Source organism: Nocardia sp. CDC519 (genome assembly GCF_059509835.1).
On sequence record NZ_CM183377.1, the window covers coordinates 600,240 to 623,158 of the forward strand.

Annotated in this window: 24 protein-coding genes and 1 riboswitch; of the genes, 10 read left to right on the plus strand and 14 right to left on the minus strand. The window is 69.7% G+C overall.

Annotated features, from left to right (window positions below; genetic code table 11):
• The first annotated feature begins 20 nt into the window (after nt 1-20).
• Nucleotides 21-857 (plus strand): metal ABC transporter permease, encoded by an 837-nt coding sequence (locus tag AC5W7N_RS02565; protein ID WP_178127857.1) that lies wholly within the window; start codon nt 21-23, stop codon nt 855-857.
• Nucleotides 858-864: 7 nt separating this feature from the next.
• On the opposite strand, the gene AC5W7N_RS02570 is transcribed toward AC5W7N_RS02565, so the two are convergent.
• Nucleotides 865-1,524 (minus strand): nitroreductase family protein, encoded by a 660-nt coding sequence (locus tag AC5W7N_RS02570; protein ID WP_228815232.1) that lies wholly within the window; start codon nt 1,522-1,524, stop codon nt 865-867.
• A 68-nt stretch (nt 1,525-1,592) separates the two neighbouring features.
• Between AC5W7N_RS02570 and AC5W7N_RS02575 the strand changes: the two genes are divergently transcribed.
• The gene (locus AC5W7N_RS02575; RefSeq protein ID WP_195020519.1) at nt 1,593-2,015 is read left to right on the plus strand and encodes a winged helix-turn-helix transcriptional regulator; all 423 of its coding nucleotides are present in this window, start codon (nt 1,593-1,595) and stop codon (nt 2,013-2,015) included.
• A 385-nt stretch (nt 2,016-2,400) separates the two neighbouring features.
• On the opposite strand, the gene AC5W7N_RS02580 is transcribed toward AC5W7N_RS02575, so the two are convergent.
• Together AC5W7N_RS02580 and AC5W7N_RS02585 are read right to left on the minus strand one after the other, a co-directional pair.
• Complete coding sequence (locus AC5W7N_RS02580) at nt 2,401-5,796, minus strand: AfsR/SARP family transcriptional regulator (RefSeq protein ID WP_495923179.1); 3,396 nt, start codon at nt 5,794-5,796, stop codon at nt 2,401-2,403.
• On the minus strand, nt 5,756-7,123 hold the full coding sequence (locus AC5W7N_RS02585) for a serine hydrolase domain-containing protein (RefSeq protein WP_490724529.1): 1,368 nt from the start codon (nt 7,121-7,123) through the stop codon (nt 5,756-5,758). Before AC5W7N_RS02585 ends, AC5W7N_RS02580 begins: the two co-directional genes overlap by 41 nt.
• A 218-nt stretch (nt 7,124-7,341) precedes the next feature.
• Between AC5W7N_RS02585 and AC5W7N_RS02590 the strand changes: the two genes are divergently transcribed.
• Entirely contained in the window at nt 7,342-8,514 is a 1,173-nt protein-coding gene (locus AC5W7N_RS02590; RefSeq protein WP_490724528.1) for an acyl-CoA dehydrogenase family protein, read from the plus strand.
• 53 nt (nt 8,515-8,567) lie between these two features.
• Nucleotides 8,568-9,377 carry an enoyl-CoA hydratase/isomerase family protein gene (locus AC5W7N_RS02595; RefSeq protein ID WP_163813616.1) on the plus strand — a complete coding sequence of 270 codons (810 nt, stop codon included), beginning with the start codon at nt 8,568-8,570 and terminating at the stop codon, nt 9,375-9,377.
• A gap of 78 nt (nt 9,378-9,455) precedes the next feature.
• Here the strand turns inward: AC5W7N_RS02595 and AC5W7N_RS02600 are convergent, their stop codons facing one another.
• The 6 genes from AC5W7N_RS02600 to carD all read right to left on the minus strand — a co-directional run bounded on the left by AC5W7N_RS02600 (nt 9,456) and on the right by carD (nt 13,991).
• Nucleotides 9,456-9,734 (minus strand): DUF4190 domain-containing protein, encoded by a 279-nt coding sequence (locus AC5W7N_RS02600; RefSeq protein ID WP_163813617.1) that lies wholly within the window; start codon nt 9,732-9,734, stop codon nt 9,456-9,458.
• A 114-nt stretch (nt 9,735-9,848) separates the two neighbouring features.
• Entirely contained in the window at nt 9,849-10,820 is a 972-nt protein-coding gene (gene rlmB, locus AC5W7N_RS02605; RefSeq protein WP_163813618.1) for a 23S rRNA (guanosine(2251)-2'-O)-methyltransferase RlmB, read from the minus strand.
• Nucleotides 10,820-12,226, minus strand: coding sequence for a cysteine--tRNA ligase (cysS, locus tag AC5W7N_RS02610; protein WP_163813619.1), 1,407 nt, complete (start codon nt 12,224-12,226; stop codon nt 10,820-10,822). The genes rlmB and cysS overlap by 1 nt, the downstream gene beginning before the upstream one ends.
• A 99-nt stretch (nt 12,227-12,325) precedes the next feature.
• Nucleotides 12,326-12,790 carry a 2-C-methyl-D-erythritol 2,4-cyclodiphosphate synthase gene (gene ispF, locus AC5W7N_RS02615; protein ID WP_036532498.1) on the minus strand — a complete coding sequence of 155 codons (465 nt, stop codon included), beginning with the start codon at nt 12,788-12,790 and terminating at the stop codon, nt 12,326-12,328.
• A 2-nt stretch (nt 12,791-12,792) separates the two neighbouring features.
• A complete protein-coding gene (gene ispD / locus AC5W7N_RS02620) occupies nt 12,793-13,500 on the minus strand; it encodes a 2-C-methyl-D-erythritol 4-phosphate cytidylyltransferase (protein WP_490724527.1) in 708 nt (235 codons plus the stop codon).
• 2 nt (nt 13,501-13,502) lie between these two features.
• Nucleotides 13,503-13,991 carry an RNA polymerase-binding transcription factor CarD gene (gene carD / locus AC5W7N_RS02625; protein WP_011206964.1) on the minus strand — a complete coding sequence of 163 codons (489 nt, stop codon included), beginning with the start codon at nt 13,989-13,991 and terminating at the stop codon, nt 13,503-13,505.
• A gap of 489 nt (nt 13,992-14,480) precedes the next feature.
• On the opposite strand from carD, the gene AC5W7N_RS02630 reads away from it, so the two are divergent.
• Together AC5W7N_RS02630 and radA are read left to right on the plus strand one after the other, a co-directional pair.
• Nucleotides 14,481-15,224 carry a copper chaperone PCu(A)C domain-containing protein gene (locus AC5W7N_RS02630; protein WP_416381995.1) on the plus strand — a complete coding sequence of 248 codons (744 nt, stop codon included), beginning with the start codon at nt 14,481-14,483 and terminating at the stop codon, nt 15,222-15,224.
• A 97-nt stretch (nt 15,225-15,321) separates the two neighbouring features.
• On the plus strand, nt 15,322-16,692 hold the full coding sequence (gene radA / locus AC5W7N_RS02635) for a DNA repair protein RadA (RefSeq protein ID WP_163813621.1): 1,371 nt from the start codon (nt 15,322-15,324) through the stop codon (nt 16,690-16,692).
• A gap of 17 nt (nt 16,693-16,709) precedes the next feature.
• On the opposite strand, the gene AC5W7N_RS02640 is transcribed toward radA, so the two are convergent.
• Both AC5W7N_RS02640 and AC5W7N_RS02645 read right to left on the minus strand, forming a co-directional pair.
• Entirely contained in the window at nt 16,710-17,378 is a 669-nt protein-coding gene (locus AC5W7N_RS02640; RefSeq protein WP_194991402.1) for a DUF4232 domain-containing protein, read from the minus strand.
• A gap of 122 nt (nt 17,379-17,500) precedes the next feature.
• A complete protein-coding gene (locus AC5W7N_RS02645) occupies nt 17,501-18,124 on the minus strand; it encodes a carbonic anhydrase (RefSeq protein ID WP_163813623.1) in 624 nt (207 codons plus the stop codon).
• 101 nt (nt 18,125-18,225) lie between these two features.
• Here AC5W7N_RS02645 and AC5W7N_RS02650 point away from each other — a divergent pair, with 101 nt between their 5' ends.
• Entirely contained in the window at nt 18,226-19,137 is a 912-nt protein-coding gene (locus AC5W7N_RS02650) for an HhH-GPD family protein (RefSeq protein ID WP_490724526.1), read from the plus strand.
• A gap of 114 nt (nt 19,138-19,251) precedes the next feature.
• Here the strand turns inward: AC5W7N_RS02650 and AC5W7N_RS02655 are convergent, their stop codons facing one another.
• Entirely contained in the window at nt 19,252-20,136 is an 885-nt protein-coding gene (locus tag AC5W7N_RS02655; protein WP_490724525.1) for an alpha/beta fold hydrolase, read from the minus strand.
• Nucleotides 20,137-20,215: 79 nt separating this feature from the next.
• Between AC5W7N_RS02655 and AC5W7N_RS02660 the strand changes: the two genes are divergently transcribed.
• The 3 genes from AC5W7N_RS02660 to AC5W7N_RS02670 all read left to right on the plus strand — a co-directional run bounded on the left by AC5W7N_RS02660 (nt 20,216) and on the right by AC5W7N_RS02670 (nt 21,746).
• Nucleotides 20,216-20,536: an antibiotic biosynthesis monooxygenase family protein gene (locus tag AC5W7N_RS02660; protein ID WP_163813624.1), complete on the plus strand. Its 321-nt coding sequence runs from the start codon at nt 20,216-20,218 to the stop codon at nt 20,534-20,536.
• A gap of 37 nt (nt 20,537-20,573) precedes the next feature.
• Nucleotides 20,574-20,726: riboswitch (cobalamin riboswitch) on the plus strand.
• A gap of 31 nt (nt 20,727-20,757) precedes the next feature.
• Nucleotides 20,758-20,961 carry a CbtB domain-containing protein gene (locus AC5W7N_RS02665; RefSeq protein WP_014348729.1) on the plus strand — a complete coding sequence of 68 codons (204 nt, stop codon included), beginning with the start codon at nt 20,758-20,760 and terminating at the stop codon, nt 20,959-20,961.
• Entirely contained in the window at nt 20,952-21,746 is a 795-nt protein-coding gene (locus AC5W7N_RS02670; RefSeq protein ID WP_163813625.1) for a CbtA family protein, read from the plus strand. The genes AC5W7N_RS02665 and AC5W7N_RS02670 overlap by 10 nt, the downstream gene beginning before the upstream one ends.
• A gap of 154 nt (nt 21,747-21,900) precedes the next feature.
• On the opposite strand, the gene AC5W7N_RS02675 is transcribed toward AC5W7N_RS02670, so the two are convergent.
• Both AC5W7N_RS02675 and AC5W7N_RS02680 read right to left on the minus strand, forming a co-directional pair.
• Nucleotides 21,901-22,344, minus strand: a complete 444-nt coding sequence (locus tag AC5W7N_RS02675; RefSeq protein WP_195020515.1) for an OsmC family peroxiredoxin — start codon at nt 22,342-22,344, stop codon at nt 21,901-21,903.
• A 60-nt stretch (nt 22,345-22,404) separates the two neighbouring features.
• On the minus strand, nt 22,405-22,860 hold the full coding sequence (locus tag AC5W7N_RS02680) for an SRPBCC family protein (RefSeq protein ID WP_163813627.1): 456 nt from the start codon (nt 22,858-22,860) through the stop codon (nt 22,405-22,407).
• Nucleotides 22,861-22,919 lie beyond the last annotated feature (59 nt).

Here is a 22,919-nt window from a genome sequence, read left to right on the forward strand (position 1 = left end):
TCGCCGACGTGCTAGCGAAGATGTTCGACTTCTCCACCACCGCGCATCTGCTGTCCTACGACTTCGTGCAGCAGGCGGTGATCGCCGCCGCGCTGCTCGGACTGCTGGCCGGGGTGATCGGGCCGTTGATCATCAGCAGGCAGATGTCGTTCGCCGTGCACGGCACCAGCGAGCTGTCGCTGACCGGTGCGGCGGCGGCGCTGCTGGCCGGTATCGGTGTCGGGCTCGGCGCCATCGCCGGGTCAGTGGTGGCGGCCGTGCTGTTCGGTGTATTGGGAACGAAAGCGCGCGAACGTGATTCGGTGATCGCGGTGGTGCTCTCGTTCGGCCTCGGGCTCTCGGTGCTGTTCCTCTGGCTGGGCCCCGACCGTGCCGGTTCGAAGTTCTCGCTGCTGACCGGGCAGGTGGTCAGTGTCGGCAACAGCGGGCTCGGGCTGCTCGCGTTCTGCACCGTCGGCGTGCTCGCTGTCCTGGCGTTCGTCTACCGGCCCTTGCTGTTCGCCAGCTCCGACCCCGAAGTCGCGGTGGCGCGCGGAGTGCCGGTGCGTGCGCTGTCGATCGTGTTCGCGGTGCTACTCGGCATCACGGCGGCCTTCGGCGTCCAGATCGTCGGGGCGCTGCTGGTTCTGGCCCTGCTGATCACTCCAGCGGCCGCCGCCGCGCAACTCACCGCGAGTCCGGCTCGCGCCACCCTGCTGACGGTGGTGTTCGCCGAAATCGCGGCCGTCGGCGGCATCCTGCTCTCGCTGGCGCCCGGCGTCCCGGTGTCCACCTTCGTGACGGGACTGTCGTTCCTGATCTACCTGGTGGCCCGACTGGTGGGCACCCGGCGACGCCGAGCCGCCAGGGCGGCCTGAGGGCTCGTCAGCGCCGGTGGTCGCCCGGCGATCCGTACGACTCGTGGAACACATTGCGTTCCCGAGCCCGACGGCCAGGATGGCGCCGCTCCTCCGCCGGATAACCGATGGACATCAGTAGGGCGATGGCCAGATCGTCACGGTCGTCGATGCCGATCACCTTCTTCACCGCGGCCTCGTCCCAGCCGTTCATCGGTGACGTGGCGAATCCCATCTCCGTCGCCGCGAGCATCACATAGCTGGCCGCGATCATCGCGTCCTTGATCGCGTACTCGCGCAGCAGGCCACGCTCCTCGAGGTCGGCCTGGAAGGCTTGCGATGCCGCGGAGAACATCGTGACGAACTCGTCGTTCCACGCGCCATTGCGGCGAGCCTGCTCATAGACGTCGCTGTGGTCCTCGCGCCAGGACAGCGGCTCGGCGACGAAGACCAGCATGAGCGGGGCCTCCTGTGGCTGTGGTTGGCCACCGGTGGCCCAGGTCAGCCCCGCACGGCCTTCGGCACTGGTGACGGCGACGATGGACCGGTCCTGGAGATTCCAGCTGGTGGGTGCCTCGATGGCGAGAGCGAGGAGTGCGTCGAGCGCGGCCGCGGGGACCGCCTCGGGACGGTAGTGGCGAACGGTACGGCGAGTGCGGATGGCTTCGGCAACAGACATGGTGTGCATGCCACTCACTATTGGAGAGTGACTCGCCATTGGGAAGAGGGCACTAATTAGTGCGTTACTCTCCTTTCATGGCGACCATTGTGGAGTCCTCCGGGCTGCCGGCCGACGTCTTCTCGGCGAAATGCCCCACCCGCCAGGTGCTGGATCACATCGCAGGCAAGTGGACGATCCTCGTCGTGGACGCCCTCCTCGAGGGCACCATGCGCTACACCGACCTGAGCCGACGCATCGAGGGCGTCTCCCAGAAGATGCTCACCCAGACCCTGCGCAGCCTCGAAGGCGACGGTTTCATCACGCGCACCGTCCACCCCACCATCCCGCCCCGAGTCGAGTACGACCTCACGCCGCTCGGGCGCAGCCTGGCCGAACCCATCACGGCGCTGCGTCGATGGACGGAGAACCACATCAACGAGATCGAGCAGGCACGCAGCCGAGCGCAGGACCGAGCGGTATCGGTACTCGAACCGGCGCCTCCATCGTCTGCCGAGTGATCGGCACCTGCCACCGGAGCTGCCGTTTCCGCGACCGCCACCGAAGCTGCGCGAGGTGCGTTCGGCGGTCTGATCGGCGCTCGTCGGCCGGGCGCCGGTCTGTGCGCGCCGGTCTGGGCGCGCCGGTCTGGGCGCGCCGGTCTGGGCGCGCCGGTCTGGGCGCGCCGGTCTGGGCGCGCCGGGCTGGGCGCGCCGGTCTGGGCGCGCCGGGCTGGGCGCGCCGGTCTGGGCGCGCCGGGCTGGGCGCGCCGGGCTGGGCGCGCCGAATGTGAGCCGGCCGGTGTCAGTCGCTGCCGGCCCGGGAGCCGGGCCCGCGTCATGCGTGATCGAGCTGCCGAGAGCAGGCGCGCAGAATTCGGCCGGTCCGCCGCCGCCCCGGATCGCGTCAACCCAATTGCGCGGTGGCTTCATCGCGCGACATCTCGGCGCCTCGCCGGTAGGCCTGGTGGAAGGCGCTCTCGCCGAGTTCGGCGATCAAGCCGGCGATGAGGGTGGCCAGGAGGGGCTCGCCCGCGTCGAATTCGCCTCGGATGGATTCGCTCATGCCGAGCGCGGTGGCGGCGGATTCGGGCGCGTTCTCGGCGGCGCGCAAGTGCGCGAGTAGTTCGGCGGCCTCGGCTGCGGCGGCGGTGGTTCCCCAAGCCAGGCAGGCCGACAGGGCCTGCTGCCAGAAGCCCCGGGGGCCGGCCGGGTCGCCGGCCACGAGCCGGTTGGCCATGCGGGCTCGGGCCACAAGGCCTGCCGCGACGGCTGCGGGGAGCTGGAGGCGATCGGTCAGGGGCTCCAGGCGATCCACAGCGGCGTCGGCGGCGGCCGGATCACCGCAGCGGCGATGCCATTCCGCGACGCTGAACAGAATTTCGGCCGCGGCGCGGCGGTCGCCCAGCTCATCGGCCTGCCTGCGGGCCACCTCGAGATCGCGCCAGGCGCCGGGTAGATCGCCGGAGCGCATGCGTTCGGTGATGAGGGCGGCCCGGCAGTGGAAGAGGTCGGCGGCATTCAGTTCCGCGCTCAGCGCCACACCGCGTTCGAAGGCGGAGATGGCCTCGGCGCTGCGTCCGCGCAGGGAATGCTCCTGGCCGATGGCGAGCAGGGCCATGCCCAGGCCCCAGCGGTCACCGACCGATGCGAATTCCGCCAGCGCCGCCGCGCGTGACTCGGCAGCGGTGAGCCCCTCGCCCACGTGGCCACGAACATCGCCGGCCTGGACCGTACGCCGGTCCGGATGAAGTTCTGCCCGGGCCGAATGGGCATTCGCGCGCACCCATGGATCCGGCGCGGACGAAGCCCGCGCCAGCAGCCGGTCACCGAGGGCCGGGTCGCCCGCCGCGTACGCCAACCGCGGCGCGAGCAGCAGCACCGCGGGATGGAACTCGAGTGCTCCGGCCGCTTCGGCTTTCGCGATCAGGTCCAGGACCGGCAGGTCGCGGTGGACCGGGGTGCCCGCGAACAGCCGGATCAGCGCGAATGCGGCAGCGGTGCGCTCGGGCAGTTCCGGTTCTCGCTGCCGCAGCCTTTCCAGATGGGAATCGAAATGGGTGCTCATCCCGCGAATTCCCCAGTACCAGAACATCACTGCGACGAAATCGGCCGCCCGCTCGGCATCGGCGCCGTCGAGAGCGGTGCGTAGCGCCGCGAGCAGGTTGTCGTGCTCGGCGTCGAAGCGGGCGATGGCTTCGAGCTGACCGCGGGAGCGGAGCACGGGTTCGTGCGTTGCGGCCAGTTCGAGGTGGTACGCGACGAACGCGTCGGCGATATCGTCGCCGGAGCGGTCGAACTGCTCGATCGCGTACGCGCGGATCGTCTCCAGCATGCGATAGCGCGGATCGCTGTCATCGGACAGCTGCACCATCGACTTCTCCACCAGCGCACGCACGGTGCCGAAGACCTTCGCAGCAGGCAACCGCGCATCGGCGCATACCGCCTCCAACGCCGCCAGCGTGGCACCGCCCGGGAACACGGCCAGCCTGCGGGCCAGGATTCGCTCGGGTTCGCTCAGCAATTCCCAGCTCCACTCCACCAGCGCGAGCAGGGTGCGCTGATGCGGCAGCGCGGTCCGGCTGCCCGCTTCGAGCACGCGGAACCGGTCGTCGAGACGATGCGCGAGCTGCTGGATATTCATCGAGCGCAAGGTGGCGGCCGCCAGCTCCAGGGCCAGCGGGAGCCCGTCGAGGCGGCGACAGATCTCGGCGACCGCACCGGCGGTGGTCGCATCCAGGGCGAATTCGCTGCGCACCGCAACAGCGCGATCGACGAACAGCCGCACCGACGGCACCGCAGCCAGCGCGGCGGGATCCAGCACGTCCACCGCGTCTCCCGGCACACCCAGCGGCCCGAGATAAAGCAGCGATTCACCGGTGAGGGCGAGCGCTTCGCGGCTGGTGGCGACGATCCGCAGATCCGGCAGGGCGGCCAGCAGCCGGTCGACGAGCTCGGCGACGGCGTCGAGCACGTGTTCGCAATTGTCCAGCACCACAATCGCTTCGCCCACGTCGAGCGATGCGATCACCCGCGCCGTCGGCGTGGACGGGCCGCCCTCGGGCGGGCGCACCTCATGGGGTCCGAGCGCGCCGAGCAGCGCCTCGATCACCTGATCGGCGTCGGCGGCACCGGCCAGCGACACGAACCACACCCGACCGCGTTCGCCCGCGCGGTGTCGCGCCACTCCCTCGACCGCCAGCCGGGTCTTGCCCGCACCGCCCGGCCCGACCAGCGTGATCAGCCGGGCATCGGCCAGGCGCAGCGCGAGCCGTTCCAGGTCTCGGTCCCGGCCGACAAAGCTGGTGAGCCGCAACGGCATCCGGCTCGCCGCGCGCCCCGATCCGGTGACAGGCCTGGGTAATTCACCGCGCAGCAGCGCCAGATGGGTCTGCTGCAATTCGGCCGAAGGATCGACACCCAATTCCGCGGCGAGCGATTCCCGAGTCCGCTCGTAGACCGCCAGCGCGTCGGATTGCCGCCCACTCGCGGCCAAGGCGCGGATCCGCAATGCGGCCAGCCGTTCACTCAATGGCCTTCGCGCACCGGCGGATTCGAGATCGGCGAGAATCTCGCCTACCCTGCCTGCCCGCAACTGCGCGTCGAAGTGTTCCTCCTCGGCGGCGGCGCGCAGCTCGTGCAGCCTGCTCGCGGCGAGCTCGGCGAACGGTGCGGCGGACAGGTCGGCCAGGGCCGGACCGCGCCACAGTGCGAGCGCGGCGGCCAGCGTGTCGGCGGCGGCCTCGGGTTTGCCCGTCGCCAGTTCGCGCCTGCCCCGGCCGAGCGATTCCTCGAAGCGGAACGCATCGACGTCCTCGGCCCGCACGCGCAACCGGTATCCACCCGCCGCCAACTCGACCACCGCCGGATCCGGCATGGCCCTGCGCAACCGGGAGACCAACGCCTGCAACGCACCCGCCGCATCGACCGGCGGCTCGGCGCCCCACAGTCCGTCGATCAGGCCATCGACGGACACCGTGCGCCCACCCTCCAGCGCCAACCGCGCCAACAGCATGCGCAACCGCAGACCACCGATAGCGATCGGCTCCCCGTCATCGGTGTGTGCGGTGAGGGGGCCGAGTACTGCGATACGCACGCGCTCAGCATTCCAGACGCCGGCGCGGGCCTTCAGCGCATCGCGCGTCGGCTCCGGCCGAATGCGGCGTGGATATCGCTGGAACGAAGGCCCGCGCAGTATGCGGGCAACCCTTCGACGCCGATCAGCCCGGCCCGCACAGCGGACCGGGCTCTCCGGCGACCCTCTACGAGACGCGGCCGAACAACCGTCCCGCGAGGTCGACACCGATCACCGCACCGTCGGCGTCCCTGCTGAAATACCCGCGCTGACCCTCGAACGCCCCCGCCGTCACGATGTACTCGTCGCCGGGCAGCAGGCCGAACGGGAACGGCTCATGGTCGGCAGGCATCTCCTCCTCCGACGCCGCGCGCAATTCCGGCTTGATCAGCACCTCGAGGGTCAGGCCGGCGCCGTCGGTGGTGATGTCGAAGGTCATCGCCTCGCTCTCGTAATGGCCCACGACCTCGGCGGCGCGCTCGCCGTCATAGGGCAGCGGCTCCGGATCGCGGTCGATGATGCCGAGGTAGTGCTCGAGCGCCCAGCGCATGATCGCGCGATTGCACGGGATGCCGTCGGGGTTCGCATTGCTCATCACGACCAGCGCAAAATTGCGTTCCGGGACCAGCAAGAGTTCGGAGAACTGCCCGAACCCGGAACCGCCGTGCCCGGCGGTCTGCACACCGTCGACCTCGCGCAGGAACCAGCAGATCCCCATGGCGTCACCGAGCGAGGTGCCGCGCAGGGTGACGGTCGGTCGGCGCATCGAGCGCAACACCTGCTCGGGCACGATCACGGTGCCGTCCGCCGCCCGGCCGTCGCCGAGGTGGAAGCGCGCCCATCGCAACAGGTCGACCGCCGGTGCCGCCAGCCCGCCGCCCGGGTTGTTGGCCCGGCCGGGCTTCCACCGCGAGACGACGGCGAGCGCGCCATCGGCGTCGAATTCGTGGCCGACGGCGAATCGGCGCAGCATCGCCTCACCGGTGCTGAGCACACTGTTCGTCATACCGAGTGGAGCAAGCACCAGTTCGGTGACGGCCTGTTCGTAGCTCTGGCCGGTGACCTGCTCGATCACCCGGCCGAGCATGTTGTACCCACCCTGGCTGTACGAGGAGCGCTCCCCCGGCTCCCCGATCAGCGGCAGCTCGGCCATGGCGGCGGTGAATACGGCCAGCGCGTCGTCGCCCTCACCCGGCTCGATCAGATGATTCCAATCCAGGCCCGCGGTGTGGTTGAGCACCTGGGCCACGGTGATGCGGGCCGCGGCCGAATCCTCGGCGATGGTGAGTTCCGGCAGGTAGCGGCGCAGCGGCGCGTCGAGTTCGACCTTGCCGTCGGCGACCAGGCGCATGAGCGTGGTCGCGGTCAGGGTCTTGCTCACCGAGCCCAGCTGGAACAGGGTGTGCTCGTCGACCGGCAGCGGGTTGTCGAGGCTGGTGACGCCGTGCGCGGCGAAGATCTCGGTGCCGTTGACCCATACCCCGGCGCTCACACCGGGCATGCCGAACTGCTCCGCGATGGTGGCGACGGCTGTGGAGAACGCGTGGTCGGACATTGTCGATCCCTTTCGTTGGCTGCGGCTCGCGGCTCGAGGTCTGGTGCCTCGCCCGCTGTGCCGATGACGTTGCCCGCCGCCGCTGACAGCGCACCGACAGAACGCCGACAGCCACTGACAGCCCGGTCCATCCCCCATTTGATGGCGCCCGCCTTCAGTCTGGGTGCCGCCGTTTCGTATGCTCATCGCATCTGCCGCCGACCGAATGGTGACCACTGATGATCGACTTCAGCATTCCCGCCGACCTCGCCGCCGAACGCGATCGGATCCGCCGGTTCGTCATCGACAAGATCGTGCCGTTCGAGCGGGATCCACGGCTCACCGCGCACGGCCCGACCGATGAGCTGCGGCAGGAACTGGTCGAATTGGCCCGCGCGGAGAAGCTGCTGACCATCCAGGCTCCCGAGGCACTCGGCGGACGCGGGCTCACTCACGTCGAGCAGGCGGTGCTCTACGAGGCGGCGGGCTGGTCCACCCTCGGCCCTATCGCGATGAACTGCGCCGCCCCCGACGAAGGCAATATGTTCCTGCTGTCCAAGATCGCGAACCCGGAGCAGACCGAGCGCTACCTGATGCCGGTGATCAACGGCCACCAGCGTTCGGTGTTCGCCATGACCGAACCCGGCGGCGCGGGCTCGGACCCGAACCAGCTGGCCACCACCGCCACGTTCGACGGCGAGAACTTCACCATCAACGGCCGCAAATGGCTGATCACCGGTGCGAACGGCGCCAAGACCTGGATCATCATGGCCCGCCTCGCGGAGAACCCGCACCTGCCCGCCGGGCCGACGCTGTTCCTCACCGACGGCGATCAGCCCGGCATCGTCATCGAACGCACCATGAACACCATGGACCGCAATTACGTCGCCGGGCACGGCGTGGTGCGCTTCGACCAGCTGACCCTGCCCAAGGACGCGCTGCTCGGTGAGGCGGGTCAGGCGTTGCGCTACGCCCAGCTGCGGCTGGCCCCGGCCCGCCTCACGCACTGCATGCGCTGGCTTGGGGCGGCCGAGCGGGCGCACAGCATCGCGGTCGACCACGCCAAGACCAGGACCGCGTTCGGCAAGACCATCGGCGAACACCAGGGCGTGTCGTTCATGCTGGCCGACAACGAGATCGCGCTGCACCAGTGCCGGTTGACGATCTGGCATGCCTGCTGGCTGATGGATCAGGGCGAGAAGGCACGGCATGAGAGCTCGGTGGCCAAGGTCTTCGTCTCCGAGGAGCTGTTCAAGGTCACCGATCGCTGTGTGCAGGTGCTCGGCGGCATCGGCATCAGCGACGAGACCGTGGTGGAGATGATCTTCCGCGATATGCGCGCGTTCCGGCTCTACGATGGCCCGACCGAGGTGCACAAGTACGCCATCGGCCGCAAGATCCTGCGCCCCTGAGCACCCCGGCCGAGCGCCCACCGGTCGGGGCGCGGTCGTCTACGATCCAAGACATGAGTTCGGAACTGCTCGTCGATGTCTCCGCGGGCATCGCCGTCCTCACCCTGAATCGCCCCGCCCAGCAGAACGCCTTCACCCCGGCGATGATCGCCGAACTCAGCGCGGCCTTGCAGCGCTGCGATATCGAGGACGCCATCCGCGTCGTCGTCATCACCGGCACGCCACCCGCGTTCTGCGCGGGCGCCGATCTGTCCGACCGGGTCGGCGAGGTGACCGGCACCATCGACCCGCCGCCGTTCCGGGTGCGCAAACCGGTGATCGCCGCCGTCAACGGGCACGCCGTCGGCATCGGGCTGGCGCTGGCGCTGCAATGCGATCTGCGCTACCTGGCCGACGACGCGGTGTACGGGCTGAGCCAAGTGCGTCGCGGCGTCCTCGCCGACGGTTACGCGCACTGGACGCTGCCGCGGCTGGCCGGCCTGGCCAATGCCGCCGACATCCTGCTCACCGGCCGCACCTTCGACGGCGCGGAGGCCAAGGCGATGGGCCTGGCCAATGCCTGCCTGCCGGGCGGTGAGGTGCTGCCGACGGCGTTGGCGGTGGCGCACGATATCGCCAATGGTTCGGCCCCGCTGACGGCCGCGCTGTCCAAGCGGCTGCTGTGGGAGAGCATGGATATGGCGCCATCGGTGGTCGGGCGGCTGGAGTCCGAGCTGAATCAGCACGTCGCCAAGAGCATCGACGGTGGCGAGGCGATGACGGCGTTCCGGGAGCGGCGCCAACCGGAGTGGTCCGGTTCGATCTCCGAGGAATGGCCCGCGTGGGATAACCCCGACGAACCGGAACGGCCGAGCCTGCGCTGACCGGATCGGGCGGTGGGCCAGGGCCCGCCGCGCGCCGCTCGGGTCGATGATCTTGCCCGCGCCTCGCTCCGGCCGCGGCTAGGCGTTGCCGCCGAGCAGGATCAACAGGAACAGCAGCGCCCAGATGATCATCATGATGGTGCCGATGACGCCGAGGATGTAGCCGACCATCACCTGCGCGCGGCCGCTCAGCGCGCCGTGGGAATCGTTGATCTGGTCGAGCGCCTGTTTGCCCAGCGCCCAGGCCACCGGCCCGAGGACCCCACAGCACATCAAACTCACGGCGCCGAGCACCAGCACCATGGTCGCCCGCGGGTGCTCGATCGTCTGACCGATGGGCTGATTGGGTATCACCACGAGCCGAATTGTACGGGGGTAAGGCGCCTTTGCGCGTTCTTTACCGGGTGTCGCGGCCGCGCGGCGTTTCGTGCACGCGCCCGGACGAGCGTGTCCGCCCGGGCACGGTCGGTCTCAGACCCGGCGCTGACGGGCCACTTCGGCGAGCACCACACCCGCTGCGACGGAGGCGTTGAGCGACTCCACCGGACCCGCCATCGGGATGCTCAGAATCGCGTCACAGCTCTCGCGAACCAGTCGCGACAGGCCCTTGCCTTCGGAACCGACCACGATCACCGTCGGCGCGGTGCCGTCGAACTCGTCGAGGGTGGTGTCGCCGCCGGCGTCCAGGCCGACGATCTGATAGCCCTTGGCGGCGAAATCCTTCAGCGTGCGAGTCAGATTGGTGGCACGGGCGACGGGCAGCCGGGCCGCGGCACCGGCGCTGGTACGCCAGGCCACCGCGGTGACGCTGGCACTGCGCCGCTGCGGGATCACTACACCCTGACCGCCGAAGGCGGCGACCGAGCGGATCACCGCGCCGAGATTGCGCGGATCGGAGATGTTGTCCAGCGCCACGATCAGCGCGGGCTGCCCCGAATCGCGGACCCGTTCGGCCAGATCGTCGGGGTGGGCGTAGCGGTAGGGCGGCACCTGCAGGGCCAGGCCCTGGTGCAATCCATTGGCGCTGAGCCGATCCAGATCGGTGCGCGGAACTTCCAGAATGGAAATGCCGGTGTCGGCGGCGATCCGGACGCTCTCGGTCAGCCGCTCATCGTTCTCGGTGCCGACCGCCACATACAGCGCGGTCGCGGGTACCCCGGCGCGCAGGCATTCGACGACCGGGTTGCGCCCGAGCACCATTTCCGGCCCGTCATCGCTCTTGCGACCGGCCGTGCGGGTCTGGCGGCCACCCGAAGCCGCTTGCGCCGCTTTGGCTTTCGCCGCGGCGCGCTTGGCCGCCGGATGGTACTTGCGCGCCTCGGCGGGCGGGGTCGCGCCCCGGCCCTCGAGCCCGCGCCTGCGCTTGCCGCCGGATCCGACAACCTGGCCCTTCTTGGTTCCGCCCTTGCGGACAGCGCCTCGGCGCTGCGAATTGCCTGCCATCAGTCGGCCTTTCCTGGCTGTGGGGTGACCAGCGACCATTCCGGGCCGTTGGGGGTATCGGTGACTTCGACACCCGCGGCGTGCAACCGGTCGCGCACCGCATCGGCGGTCGCCCAGTCCTTGTCGGCACGCGCCTGCTGACGCCGTTCGAGTTCGGCGGTCACCAGCACATCGAGCGCGGCGGTCGCGGCGGAGGAATCACCGGGGGTGTACCACTGCGGATCCAGCGGATCGACCCCGAGAATGGCCAGCATGCCGCGCACCTGGCTCGCATGCTCGCGCGCGGTCTCCAGCACACCGGCGTCGAGTGCCTTATTGCCTTCGTGCACCACGTGGTGGATCTCGGCCAGCGCCTTCGGCACCGCGAGATCCTCGTCGAGCGCTGCGGCGAAGGCGTCGGTCCATTTGCCGACCGGCACGTCACCGCCGCGTTCGACCACCCGCTGCACGAAAGCCTCGATGCGCTGGTAGGTCTGGGCGGCGTCGTGCAGGGCCTTCTCGGAGTACTCCAGCATCGACCGGTAGTGCGCACCACCGAGGTAGAACCGCAGCTCCACGGCCCTGACCTGCTTGAGCACATTCGGCACCGAGAGCGTATTGCCCAGCGACTTGGCCATCTTCTCGCCGCCGAGGGTGACCCAGCCGTTGTGCAGCCAGTACTGGGCGAAACCGTCACCGGCCGCCTTGGACTGGGCGATCTCGTTCTCGTGATGCGGGAAGACCAGATCCATTCCGCCGCAATGGATATCGAACGAAGAACCGAGATAGAACTCGGCCATCGCCGAGCATTCCAGATGCCAACCGGGGCGGCCGGGCCCCCACGGCGACGGCCAGGTGGGCTCGCCCGGCTTGGCGGCTTTCCACAGGGTGAAATCGCGCGGATCGCGCTTGCCCTCGCCTGCGCTTTCGCCCTGGTGCACGTCATCGAGGCGGTGCCCGGACAGCGCGCCGTACTCGGGGAAGCTGACCACATCGAAGTAGACGTTGCCCGCCGAGGCATAGGCGTGCCCGCGGTCGATCAGCCGCTGCATGAGCTCGACCATCTGGGTGATGTGGCCGGTGGCGCGGGGCTCCGCCGAGGGCGGCAGCACACCGAGCTGCCGATACGCCTCGTCGAAGGCGCGTTCGTGGGTCGCGGCCCACTCCCACCACGGACGGCCCGCGGCGGCGGCCTTGTTCAGGATCTTGTCGTCGATATCGGTGACATTGCGGATGAACGCGACATCGTGGCCGTTGGCGGTGAGCCAGCGACGCAGCACGTCGAAGGCGACGCCGCTGCGCACATGTCCGATGTGGGGTTCGCCCTGCACGGTGGCGCCACACAGGTACACCGAGGCATGGCCGGGGACCAGTGGCGTGAAATCACGCATGGTCCGCGTCTCGGTGTCGAATAGGCGCAGAGTCACGGCAGTCGATCCTAGCTGGTATATGGGGTTGCGCTGCGGGCGGAGTATCGAAGTTCCGACAGGTCCCGGCCGGTACGGCGGGCGGTCGGCGAGGCTGGACTAACGACAGTGCAGCAGTGCGGTCGCCATGGCGGCGACGCCTTCACCGCGTCCGGTGAGCCCGAGACCGTCGGTGGTGGTGCCCGATACCGAGACCGGGGCGCCCAGCAGATCGCCGAGCACCTGCTGCGCTTCGGCCCGGCGCGGACCGATCTTTGGGCGATTGCCGATCACCTGGACCGCCGCGTTGACCACGTCGTATCCGGCCTCGTCGAGGAGTCGGCGCACTTCTTTCAGCATGGCGGCGCCGGAGACGCCCGCCCATTCCGGGCGGCCGGTGCCGAAGACGGCGCCGACATCGCCGAGCCCCGCGGCCGAGAGCAGGGCGTCGCAGAGCGCGTGCGCGGCGACGTCACCGTCGGAGTGGCCGGCGCAGCCGTCATCGCCGTCGAAGAGCAGCCCGGCCATCCAGCACGGGCGGCCGGGTTCGATGGGATGGACATCGCTGCCGATGCCGACGCGCATGGTCATCGGACCCCCGCCGTGGGTAGTTCGGCGCCGGCGAGTACGGCCTCGGCCAGGCGCAGGTCGAGCGGGGTGGTGATCTTGAAAGCGAGCGGATCGCCCGGCACCGTGCGGACCGGATGGCCGAGCCGTTCGACCAGCCCGGCGTCATCGGTGGCGGCGACGTCGGCGGCGTAGGCGGCGCGCAGCAAATCGGCCGCGAATCCCTGCGGGGTCTGGATGGCGCGAAGGCCCGATCGGTCGGGCGTTCCGGTCACGATGCCGTGCTCGTCCACCGATTTGACCGTGTCGACGACCGGTAGCGCCGGCACCACGGCCGTATGCCCGGCGCGCAGCTCAGCGGCCACCCTGGCGATCAGCTCGGGCGGGGTGAGCGCGCGGGCGGCGTCGTGAACGAGGTAGTAGGCGGCCTGCGGAGCGGCGGCGATTCCGGCGCGGACCGAATCGGTGCGTTCGGCCCCGCCGACGACGACGCGGACCGGCGCGGAGGACGGCAGGAGGGCAACTGCGGTCTGCACCAGTTCGGTCGGAACCATGACAATTATCTCGTCCACGGCATTCGAGGCGAGCAGCCCATCGACGGCGGATCTGAGCATAGGTGTACCGCCGACCGCGACGAACGCCTTGGGTGTCGATTCACCCAAGCGCACGCCACGGCCGGCGGCAGGCACCAACGCGACCACGCGGCCGCGGCCGTCAGAGCTGTTCACGGTCAGGAAGCCGCTGCGAGAACCTCGTCGAGCAGCGTCTCGGCCTTGCCGTCGTCGGTTCCCTCGGCGAGCGCGAGCTCACCGACGAGGATCTGCCGGGCCTTCGCCAGCATCCGCTTCTCGCCCGCGGACAAACCGCGGTCCTGCTCCCGACGCCACAGATCGCGGACGACCTCGGCCACCTTGTTCACATCGCCGGAGGCGAGTTTCTCCAGGTTGGCCTTGTAGCGGCGGGACCAGTTGGTCGGCTCTTCCGTATGTGGCGCACGTAGCACCTGGAAAACCCGATCGAGACCTTCCTGCCCGACGACGTCGCGGACGCCGACGTATTCCGCATTCTCTGCGGGAACCCGAACAGTCAGGTCACCCTGGGCGACCTTCAGGACCAGATACTCTTTCTGCTCACCCTTGATGGTGCGAGTCTCGATAGCTTCGATCAGCGCCGCTCCGTGGTGGGGGTAAACGACGGTGTCTCCGACCTTAAAAATCATGTGTCCCGTGCCCCTTTCGATGTTCACAGTTTAACATGCGGCTCGATAACGGCGCGATCAACTGTGCAGGTCAGGGCCACAACGGGCCGACCTCGGGGCTTGACAGAATCTGCGCGATGTGCATTGCGTTGCGCCAGAACGAGTTACCTCCTGGCACTTCCAGCGCCGGGAAACCCAGCGGGACAGTAGCACTGCGCACAGCCGCGCGCACAACCGCGAATCGTGATCACCCCGAGACAACGCTTCCGCGCGTCGCCCGTCGCGCCCCGCGGGCGGGCGCGCCGCGACGGGCGAGCTTCCGCTTTCAGGCGGAACTCGCGCACGCACGCGGCCGGGCGCACCACCGCACGCACCTACGCGCGGCCCGGCGCACCCGCCTCCGCGCCCAGGCGATCCGGACCCGACACATACTCCCCGCGCGCCCGGTACTCCCGGCCAACTACTACAGTCCCTAGTTGGAGTGAGCCCGCTCGACATGGAGGACAACCCGTGACTGCCCTGAAAGCTGTGACCGCCCCGGCGGCAGGTACGACCCCGCGGCGTCGCATGGCGATGGTTGCCGCCCTCGCGGCCGGCGCGGCGCTCGCCCTGACCGGCTGCAGCGCCGGCCAGATCTCGCAGACCGCCGACCAGGTGGCCGCGATCAACGGCAACCATGCCGACGTCGGCAAGATCTCGCTGCGCAACGTGCACATCGTCTACCCGCCCAGCGGCGAGCACACCAATGCCACGGGCGGCAAGGCCGTGCTGGCGCTGTCGTTCGTCAACACCAGCGAGACCACCGCCGACGAGCTCACCAAGATCAGCACCGATCTGGGCGAAGTGAAGATCACCGCCCCCGGTGGCGGTTCGACGCTGAAGCTGAAGCCGCAGCAGACCGTCGTGGCCGCGGGCGCCGACGCCACCGCCGCCGCGGGTGAGCACGGTTCCTCCGACGAGCACGGCAGCTCCGGCGAGCAGCACGGCACCGAGACCACCACCGCAGCGCCGACCACCACCACCGCTGCTCCGGCCGCCGCCGAGGGCGAGGACCCCGAGGCCGATCCGGCGCGCATCGAGATCACCGGTCTGACCAAGGACATCACCCCCGGTCTCACCTACACCGTGACCTTCGACTTCAAGGAGAACGGCACCGTGCAGATGCAGGTGCCGGTCGACGCGGGCACCGTGGCCGAGCGCCACGAGTCCGACCTGTCGCGCGCCAGCGAAGGCGGTGCCAAGGGCGGGCACTGAGCCCCGATCCACAGCGCAACGGCCGTCGCATCCTCGGATGCGGCGGCCGTTCGCCGTTGCGGGGCGGCGTGTCGGTGCGGATGCGTAGGGTGCGCGTGTGGCGAAGAGTAAGCAGGTGTTCCAGTGCTCCGCGTGCGGGCACGAGGTCGCCAAATGGGTGGGCAAGTGCCCCGACTGCGGTGCCTGGGGCACCGTGGAGGAGATCGCTCCCTCGGTGGCGGCGCCCGCCGGGCGGCGGGCCATGCTGCCGAGTACGGCCGCCTCGCCGATCTCGCAGGTCGATTCCCAGCTCACCGCGGCTCGGTCGACCGGTGTGGCGGAGTTGGACCGGGTGCTCGGCGGTGGCGTCGTCGCCGGGTCGGTGGTGCTGCTGTCGGGCGAGCCGGGGGTCGGTAAGTCGACGCTGTTGCTCGAGGTGGCGCATCGGTGGGCCGCCGCTCGGGACGAGCGCGCCCTGTACGTGACCGCCGAGGAGTCGGCGGGGCAGGTGCGGTTGCGCGCCGACCGCACCGGGGCGGTGCACGAGCGGGTGTATCTGGCGGCGGAATCGGATCTGTCGATCGTGCTCGGACATGTCGAGCAGGTGCGCCCGACGCTGCTGGTTGTCGACTCGGTGCAGACCATGCTCGCGCCGGACACCGATGGCGTGATCGGCGGCGTCACCCAGGTACGCGCGGTGACGGCGGCGCTCACCTCGCTGGCGAAATCCAGTGGAATCGCCGTGCTGCTGGTCGGGCACGTCACCAAGGACGGCGCGGTCGCCGGCCCGCGCACCCTCGAGCACCTGGTGGATGTGGTGTTGCAGTTCGAGGGCGACAAGAACTCCACCCTGCGAATGGTGCGCGGCATCAAGAACCGCTTCGGCAGCGCCGACGAGGTTGGCTGTTTCGAACTGCACGACGACGGCATCACCGGCGTGGCCGACCCGTCGGGGCTGTTCCTGCACCACCGCACCGATTCGGTGCCGGGTACCGCGGTCACGGTCGCGCTCGACGGTAAGCGCCCGCTGGTGGGCGAGGTCCAGGGCCTGACCGTGGACACCCAGGTGCCCGCGCCGCGGCGCGCGGTGAGCGGACTGGACTACAACCGGGTCGCGATGATTCTGGCGGTCTTGCAGAGCCGTTGCGGGTTCTATGTCGGCAAGCAGGACATCTATGCCGCGACGGTCGGCGGTATGCGATTGGTCGAACCCGCCGCCGATCTGGCGGTGGCGCTGGCCATCGCCAGTTCCGCGCGCGATACCGCCATCGAACCCGGCTGGGTGATCCTCGGCGAGGTGGGCCTGGCAGGCGAGGTGCGCCGGGTCACCGCGACAGCCCGGCGCCTCGCCGAAGCCGAGCGGCTCGGATTCACCACCGCGATCGTGCCGCCGGGAACCGATGCGAAATCGACGCCGATGAAGTTGATCGAGGCGACGTCATTGCGCGGCGCGATCCGGATGGCCGGCCTCGGCAAGGGCAAAGGCTGACCGGTGGTGCCGAGGGCCTAGGCGATGTTGAACGGCTCCGGCGCACTGCGGATCGCGCCCAGCTGCGCCACCACGGTGTACGCGCCCGCAGGAACCTGCACCCGCTCCCCCGCGCATTCCGGCTGCGAGGTCGCGCCGGTCCAGGTGACGGTGAAGGCGGCCTGCTCGCCCGGCTGCAAGGTGCGGACATCGGGCTCGCCGTCCGGATAGCAATCGGTGCTTGCCCACAGCCGCCGCTGGCCGTCGAGGGTGTGCACGGAGACCTGCTGGAGGCCCGAACCCGTATCGCGGGTGCAGGGATCGGCGGAGATATTGGTGATGACGATGCCGAAGACCGGCTGCTCACCCACCCGATAGGTGGGCTGGGCGACCGTCACCTTCACCGCGAGCGACTGATCCGAGCATTGACCGGCCGCTACCGGCGCGCCGCTGCTCGGGGTGCCGGAGCCGGACGGCGTGGACGATTCGGCCGCGGCTTCCTTCTTCGTCGAAGCCTGCCCCGCCGGCTTGTTCGTCTCGGTCGACGACGTCGCCGCCGTCTGGGTATCGCCGGGCGAATCCCCGCCCCGCGATACCGCGACCACCAGCCAGATCACCAGCACGAGCGCGACGACCAGTACGCCGATGGCAAAAACACGTCGCCGCCAATAGATCTCCGGAGGCAGCGGTCCATTCGGTTCCAGCACGAGTCAACGGTAAGCGCACCGCTCGGCACAGCAACTCAGGGGCACGGCGTGTCGGGCCGTCAACCGTGTCGACGACGCCCCGCGCACCCGCCGAGAGCTGGGCGTATGTGAGCGTTCGCGGCTCAGGCGACCTCGCCGATGTCACCGAGCGAGCTGTGCAGCTTGGCCCTGCCGTCGGCCAGGGTGTAGGTGACGCACGCGATCGCGAGCTGCCCGCTGGCGACCCGGTCGGCGATGATCGACGAACGCTGACGCAGCAGTTCGGCGGTCTCCTGGACGTGGCGCGCTTCGAACTCGTCGACGGTGGACAGTCCTTCGCGGCGGCCGAGCAGCACCGACGGGGTGACGCGCTCGACCAGACTCCGGATGAACCCGCCGGGGACCTCGCCGCCGTCGAGGGCGTCGAGGGTGGCCTTCACCGCGCCGCAGCTGTCGTGGCCGAACACCACGATCAGCGGCACGTTGAGGATCTGCACGCCGTATTCGATGGAGCCGAGCACCGACGAGTCGACGACGTGGCCTGCCGTGCGCACCACGAACATGTCGCCGAGGCCCTGGTCGAAGATGAGCTCGGCGGCCACGCGGGAATCACCGCAACCGAAGAGGATGGCGGTCGGATGCTGACCGCCGACGAGCTTGGCTCGATCCGCGGCGCCCTGATTAGGATGCAACAACGTGCCGTTGACGAAACGGTCGTTGCCGTCGCGAAGGGATTTCCAGGCGCTGATCGGGTTCGACTGAGGCATGTGTCCATTTTGCACAGATCGTGTGTTACCGACGAGTCGGTTCCCGTTACGGGGCCGCTAACACCGTCTGGCCAGGCCCGAACGAACGCGGTGAGCAGCAGGTGAGGACGACGCCCGAGACAGCGACGGTGGACCCGGACGCCCTACTGGACTGGTACCGGGCCACCGCGCGCGATCTGCCCTGGCGCCGGCCGGGCGCGAGTGCCTGGCAGATCCTGATGAGCGAGATCATGCTCCAGCAGACGCCGGTGGCGCGAGTCGAGCCGATCTGGCGGGAATGGGTGGCGCGCTGGCCGGTGCCCTCGGCCATGGCGGCGTCCTCGCAGGCGGAGGTGCTGCGGGCCTGGGGCAAGCTCGGCTATCCGCGCCGTGCGCTGCGGCTGCACGAATGCGCGCGGGTGCTGGCGAGCGAGCACGGTGATCGGGTGCCCGAGGACGTCGAGGTGCTGCTCGGCCTGCCCGGCATCGGCGATTACACCGCCCGCGCCGTCGCGTGTTTCGCCTATGGGCAGCGAGTTCCGGTGGTGGACACCAATGTTCGCCGGGTCGTTGCCCGCGCGGTACACGGGCGCGCCGATGCGGGTAATCCTTCGGCGAGGGATCTGCGCGAGACCGAGGCGCTGCTGCCCGCGTCGGTGCCGAGGGCCGCGACCTTCTCCGCCGCTCTGATGGAACTGGGCGCGCTGATCTGCACCGCCCGCTCCCCCGGCTGCGACAACTGCCCGCTGCCGCGGTGCGCGTGGAACGAGGCGGGCAGGCCCGCTTCGCAGGTGGTGCGGCGCACGCAGAAGTACGAGGGCACCGACCGGCAGGCCCGCGGCCGGCTCATGGACGTGCTGCGTGATGCGGCCGGGCCGGTGGAACGGGTGCGGCTCGACATGGCATGGACCCGGGACCCGGGCCAGCGTGACCGTGCCCTGGATTCGCTGCTGGTGGACGGGCTGATCGAGCAGACCGCCGACGGGCTGTTCGCGCTGGCGGGCGAGGCCGGGCACCGCGAGCCCGGGAGCTGAGTTCGCGCACGAACCCGAGAACCGGGGCCGGCCGACGCACCCGGAGCCGGGCTCGAGCTCGCCGATACGAACCGGGGCCGAGCCGGCCGAGTGGAGCCCGGTCCGAGTTGACGCTCAGCACGTCTCGGTATCGGTCGCCGCTCTCGAATTCCCTGGGCCGACCGCCCGTTCGCCCGCATTGTGCGCATCGTCGACGCGACCATTCTCGGCAGTCCGAGTCCTCGCGGAGCAGTCGACGGCACCGTTCGATTCCTCGGTCCCGAGCACCCCGCCGAGGAACCGGGTCACCTCCGCCCGATAACGCTCGGGCTGATCGTCGTGCACCAGGTGGCCCGCGTCGGGGACCAGCACGTATTCGGCCCCCGGATGGACCTCCGCCATGGCGCGCATCTGGCCGGGCGGGGTGATGGTGTGTTCGCCCTCGATCAGCAGGGCGGGCACGCGGATCGTGCGCCACTGGGCCCAGAAATCGCGCGTGCCCCATTCCTCGGAGATGTCGCGGAAGGTGGAGACCGAACCGTGCAGCCGGTAGCCGTCGGGGCCGTGGTCGAAGGAGGCGAGGAAGTAGCGTCCGGCGACGGGGCCGAAGAAGTCGAGCACCGCCCGCTCGTCCGGGAACGGCTGCGGCCAGGCCTCGATCATGGCCGCCCAGTGCGCGGCCGTTCGGCCGGTGAAATCCGGGGCCATATCCTCGACCACCAGCGCTTTCACCCGTTCGGGGAACTGCGCGGCGAACATCCAGGCGTGCAGCCCGCCCATCGAGTGCCCGATCACCACCATCGGCTCGGCGATGGGCGCGGTCGCGGCGGCCAGATCGGCGACGAACGCCTCGGTGCTCAGTTCGGCGGGGGCCGGCCTGCCGTGCCCGGCGGCATCGAAGGTGTAGACGTGGCCGAAGCCGCGCAGCCAGTCCAGGTGATCGCGCCAGGTGCGGGCGCTGCCCATCAGGCCGTGCAACAGCAGCAGCGGCGTGCCCGTCCCGCCTTCGTCGTACAACACGTCCGCGATTGTGCCGCACCCATCGGTGATACCGGTCGCACCCGGCCGCGGTCGCGGGGCAAGGGGGCACAATCGTGGCATGTCTGTTGTGAAGATCAATGCGATCGAGGTTCCCGAGGGCGCGGGCCCCGAGCTGGAGAAGCGGTTCGCCCACCGGGCACACGCGGTGGAGAACTCGCCCGGCTTCCTCGGTTTCCAGCTGCTGCGTCCGACCGCGGGCGAGAACCGGTACTTCGTGGTGACGCAATGGGATTCGGAAGAATCCTTCGCCGCCTGGCGCGACGGCCCGGCCCGCGAGGCGCATGCGGGCCAGCAGCAGAAGCCGGTCGCCACCGGTGCCTCGCTGCTCGAATTCGAGGTCGTGCTCGACGTCGCGGGCAAGGCCGCCTCCGCGAGCTGACGCCCCATTCGCCACGGCAGCCGTCGCCATCCGATATTGACGACGGCCGCCGCGGGGTGTCACAGTTCGAGGGACAAACGCGTAGGTGACGCGGGAATCCGGTGCAAATCCGGAGCGGTCGCGCCACTGTGTTCCAGCCACCGGGTTCGGTGCCGGAAAGCCAGACACCGGCACCTTCGCGACCACTTCGACGGGACGCGTTTATCCCAAGGAGGACTGCAATGGCCTTCGTGCACACCCCTGGCGTATCCGCCCGGGTCACCGATTCCCTGGCCACCGTGCTCATCACGGTCGGTGTCGTTCTGCTCGCTCTGCTCACCCTCTACCTGGTCGGATTCGATCAGGGCGCCATCTCGCGCAGCGGGATGTTCATGCATGAGCTGATGCACGACGGACGCCACCTGCTGGGTCTTCCGTGCCACTGATCGGAACTCTGCGCACCCTCTTGCTTCGTGGTCTGCTGGCCGGCCTGATCGCCGGCCTGCTGGCGGGCACCGTCGGCTATTTCGTCGGCGAGCCCAAGGTGGAGGCGGCCATCGCCATCGAGGAAGCCGGCGCGGCCGCCGAATCCGGCGGACATTCGCACGGCGAACAGCCCTCCGCCGGTCACTCCCATGGCGACGAGGAAGAACCGCTGGTCAGCCGTAGCGGCCAGAAGGCGGGCCAGTTCCTCGCGCTCGGGCTGGCCGGGATGGCGTTCGGTGCGATCTTCGGTGCCGTCGCCCACGTCGCGCGGCGCTACACCGCGCTGTCGGGGCCGAAGCTGGCCCTCGGGCTCGGCATCGGCGGCTGGGCCGCGATCATCGCCGTGCCGTTCTTCAAGTACCCGGCCAACCCGCCTGCGGTCGGCGATCCGGAGACGATCAACGACCGGACGCTGCTGTGGCTGGCGGCGGTGCTGCTCGGCCTGGCCGCCGTCGGGGCGGGCGTATACGTCTGGAAGCTGCTGGCCGGCCGCCCGGATACCCTCCGGCTCACCGCGGGTGTGGCCGCCTTCGTGCTGCTCACCACCATCGGCTACATCGTTCTGCCGGGCGTGAACGAGGTGGGCGCCGACTTCCCGGCGAGCCTGCTGTGGGAGTTCCGGATCTCCTCACTCGCGGTCTCGACGACGCTGTGGGCCTGCCTCGGCCTCGGCTACGCCATGCTCACCGAGTTCGCCGGCCGCACCGATGCCCCGGTGCGAGAGGCGGCTACCGCCGCGGGCTGATCCCGCATCGAGAAGCACACAGGGCAGTGTCGGTATCCGTGACCGGCACTGCCTTTTCGCCGGAGGTTCCGGGCTTCCCGATTCGGGCGGTGCGGCCTTCGCGCCGATGGCCGCCCGGGCTTTCCGTTGCGGAATGGACCCGGGCGGTGCCGACTCACGACTCCAGTGCGGCGTCCAGGGTGATGTTGTCGACCCCGGCGAGGGCCTTGCTGACCGGGCAACCGGCCTTGGCGGCTTCGGCGGCGGTGCGGAAGCCGGCCTCGTCGAGACCGTCGACGCGGCCGCGGACGGTGATCTTGACTCCGCTGATGCGGAAGCCGCCCGCCGGATCCGGCCCGAGGGTGACGTCGGCGGTGACGTCGAGGCTGCGCGGGGTGGCGCCGGCATTGCCGATCTCGGCCGACAACGCCATCGCGTAGCAGGACGAATGCGCGGCCGCGATCAGTTCCTCCGGGCTTGTGGTGCCCTCGGCGTTGTCGGCGGCCCGCTTCGGGAACGACACGTCGTACTTGCCTGCGCCCGAGCTGGCCAGCTCGACCTGTCCAGTGCCGTCCTGCAGGCCGCCGGTCCATGCGGTGCGCGCGGTACGTGTGGGCATCACAGTCCTTTCCACGATCGGTTTGTCGGTAGGTTCTCCGCTCGAACCTACCCGCACCGCTCAGACCGCGGCGGAAGTTCGTTTGTCCAGCTGCTCGAGGACGGCGGGCCACGCGGCGCGATGCCGATCGCAGGCTTCCTGGTTCGGGAACCCGCTGTGCCGCAGCTTGATTCGAATGCCGCGTGGCTGTTTCACGAATTCCACCCGGACCACGGTCTCCGCACCCTCGGTGCCGCCCGCGCCGGTGACCCAGGTCAGCTCGATGCGGCGGTCCGGCTCGAGCCGAAGGAAGCGACCGTAATGCGGGACGGGCGTGCCCTGATTGTCGGCTTCGAAGTAGAAGGGTTCACCCACCTGCGGGCGCATGCGAACCGATTCGGGGATCGCGAACCAGATATCGAAGCCCTGGGTCCAGGCCAGGTACAACAATGTCGGTGACGCGGTCATGACCCGTTCGACGGTGAGCTCGTGAGGCCGTGCCGACAGGTCCGGATAACGCACATGCTGATCGACCATCAGACCGACCTTACCCGCGCGCCCGGGCCCGTCCGACCGTTTGCGGCAGCGGTGATCCG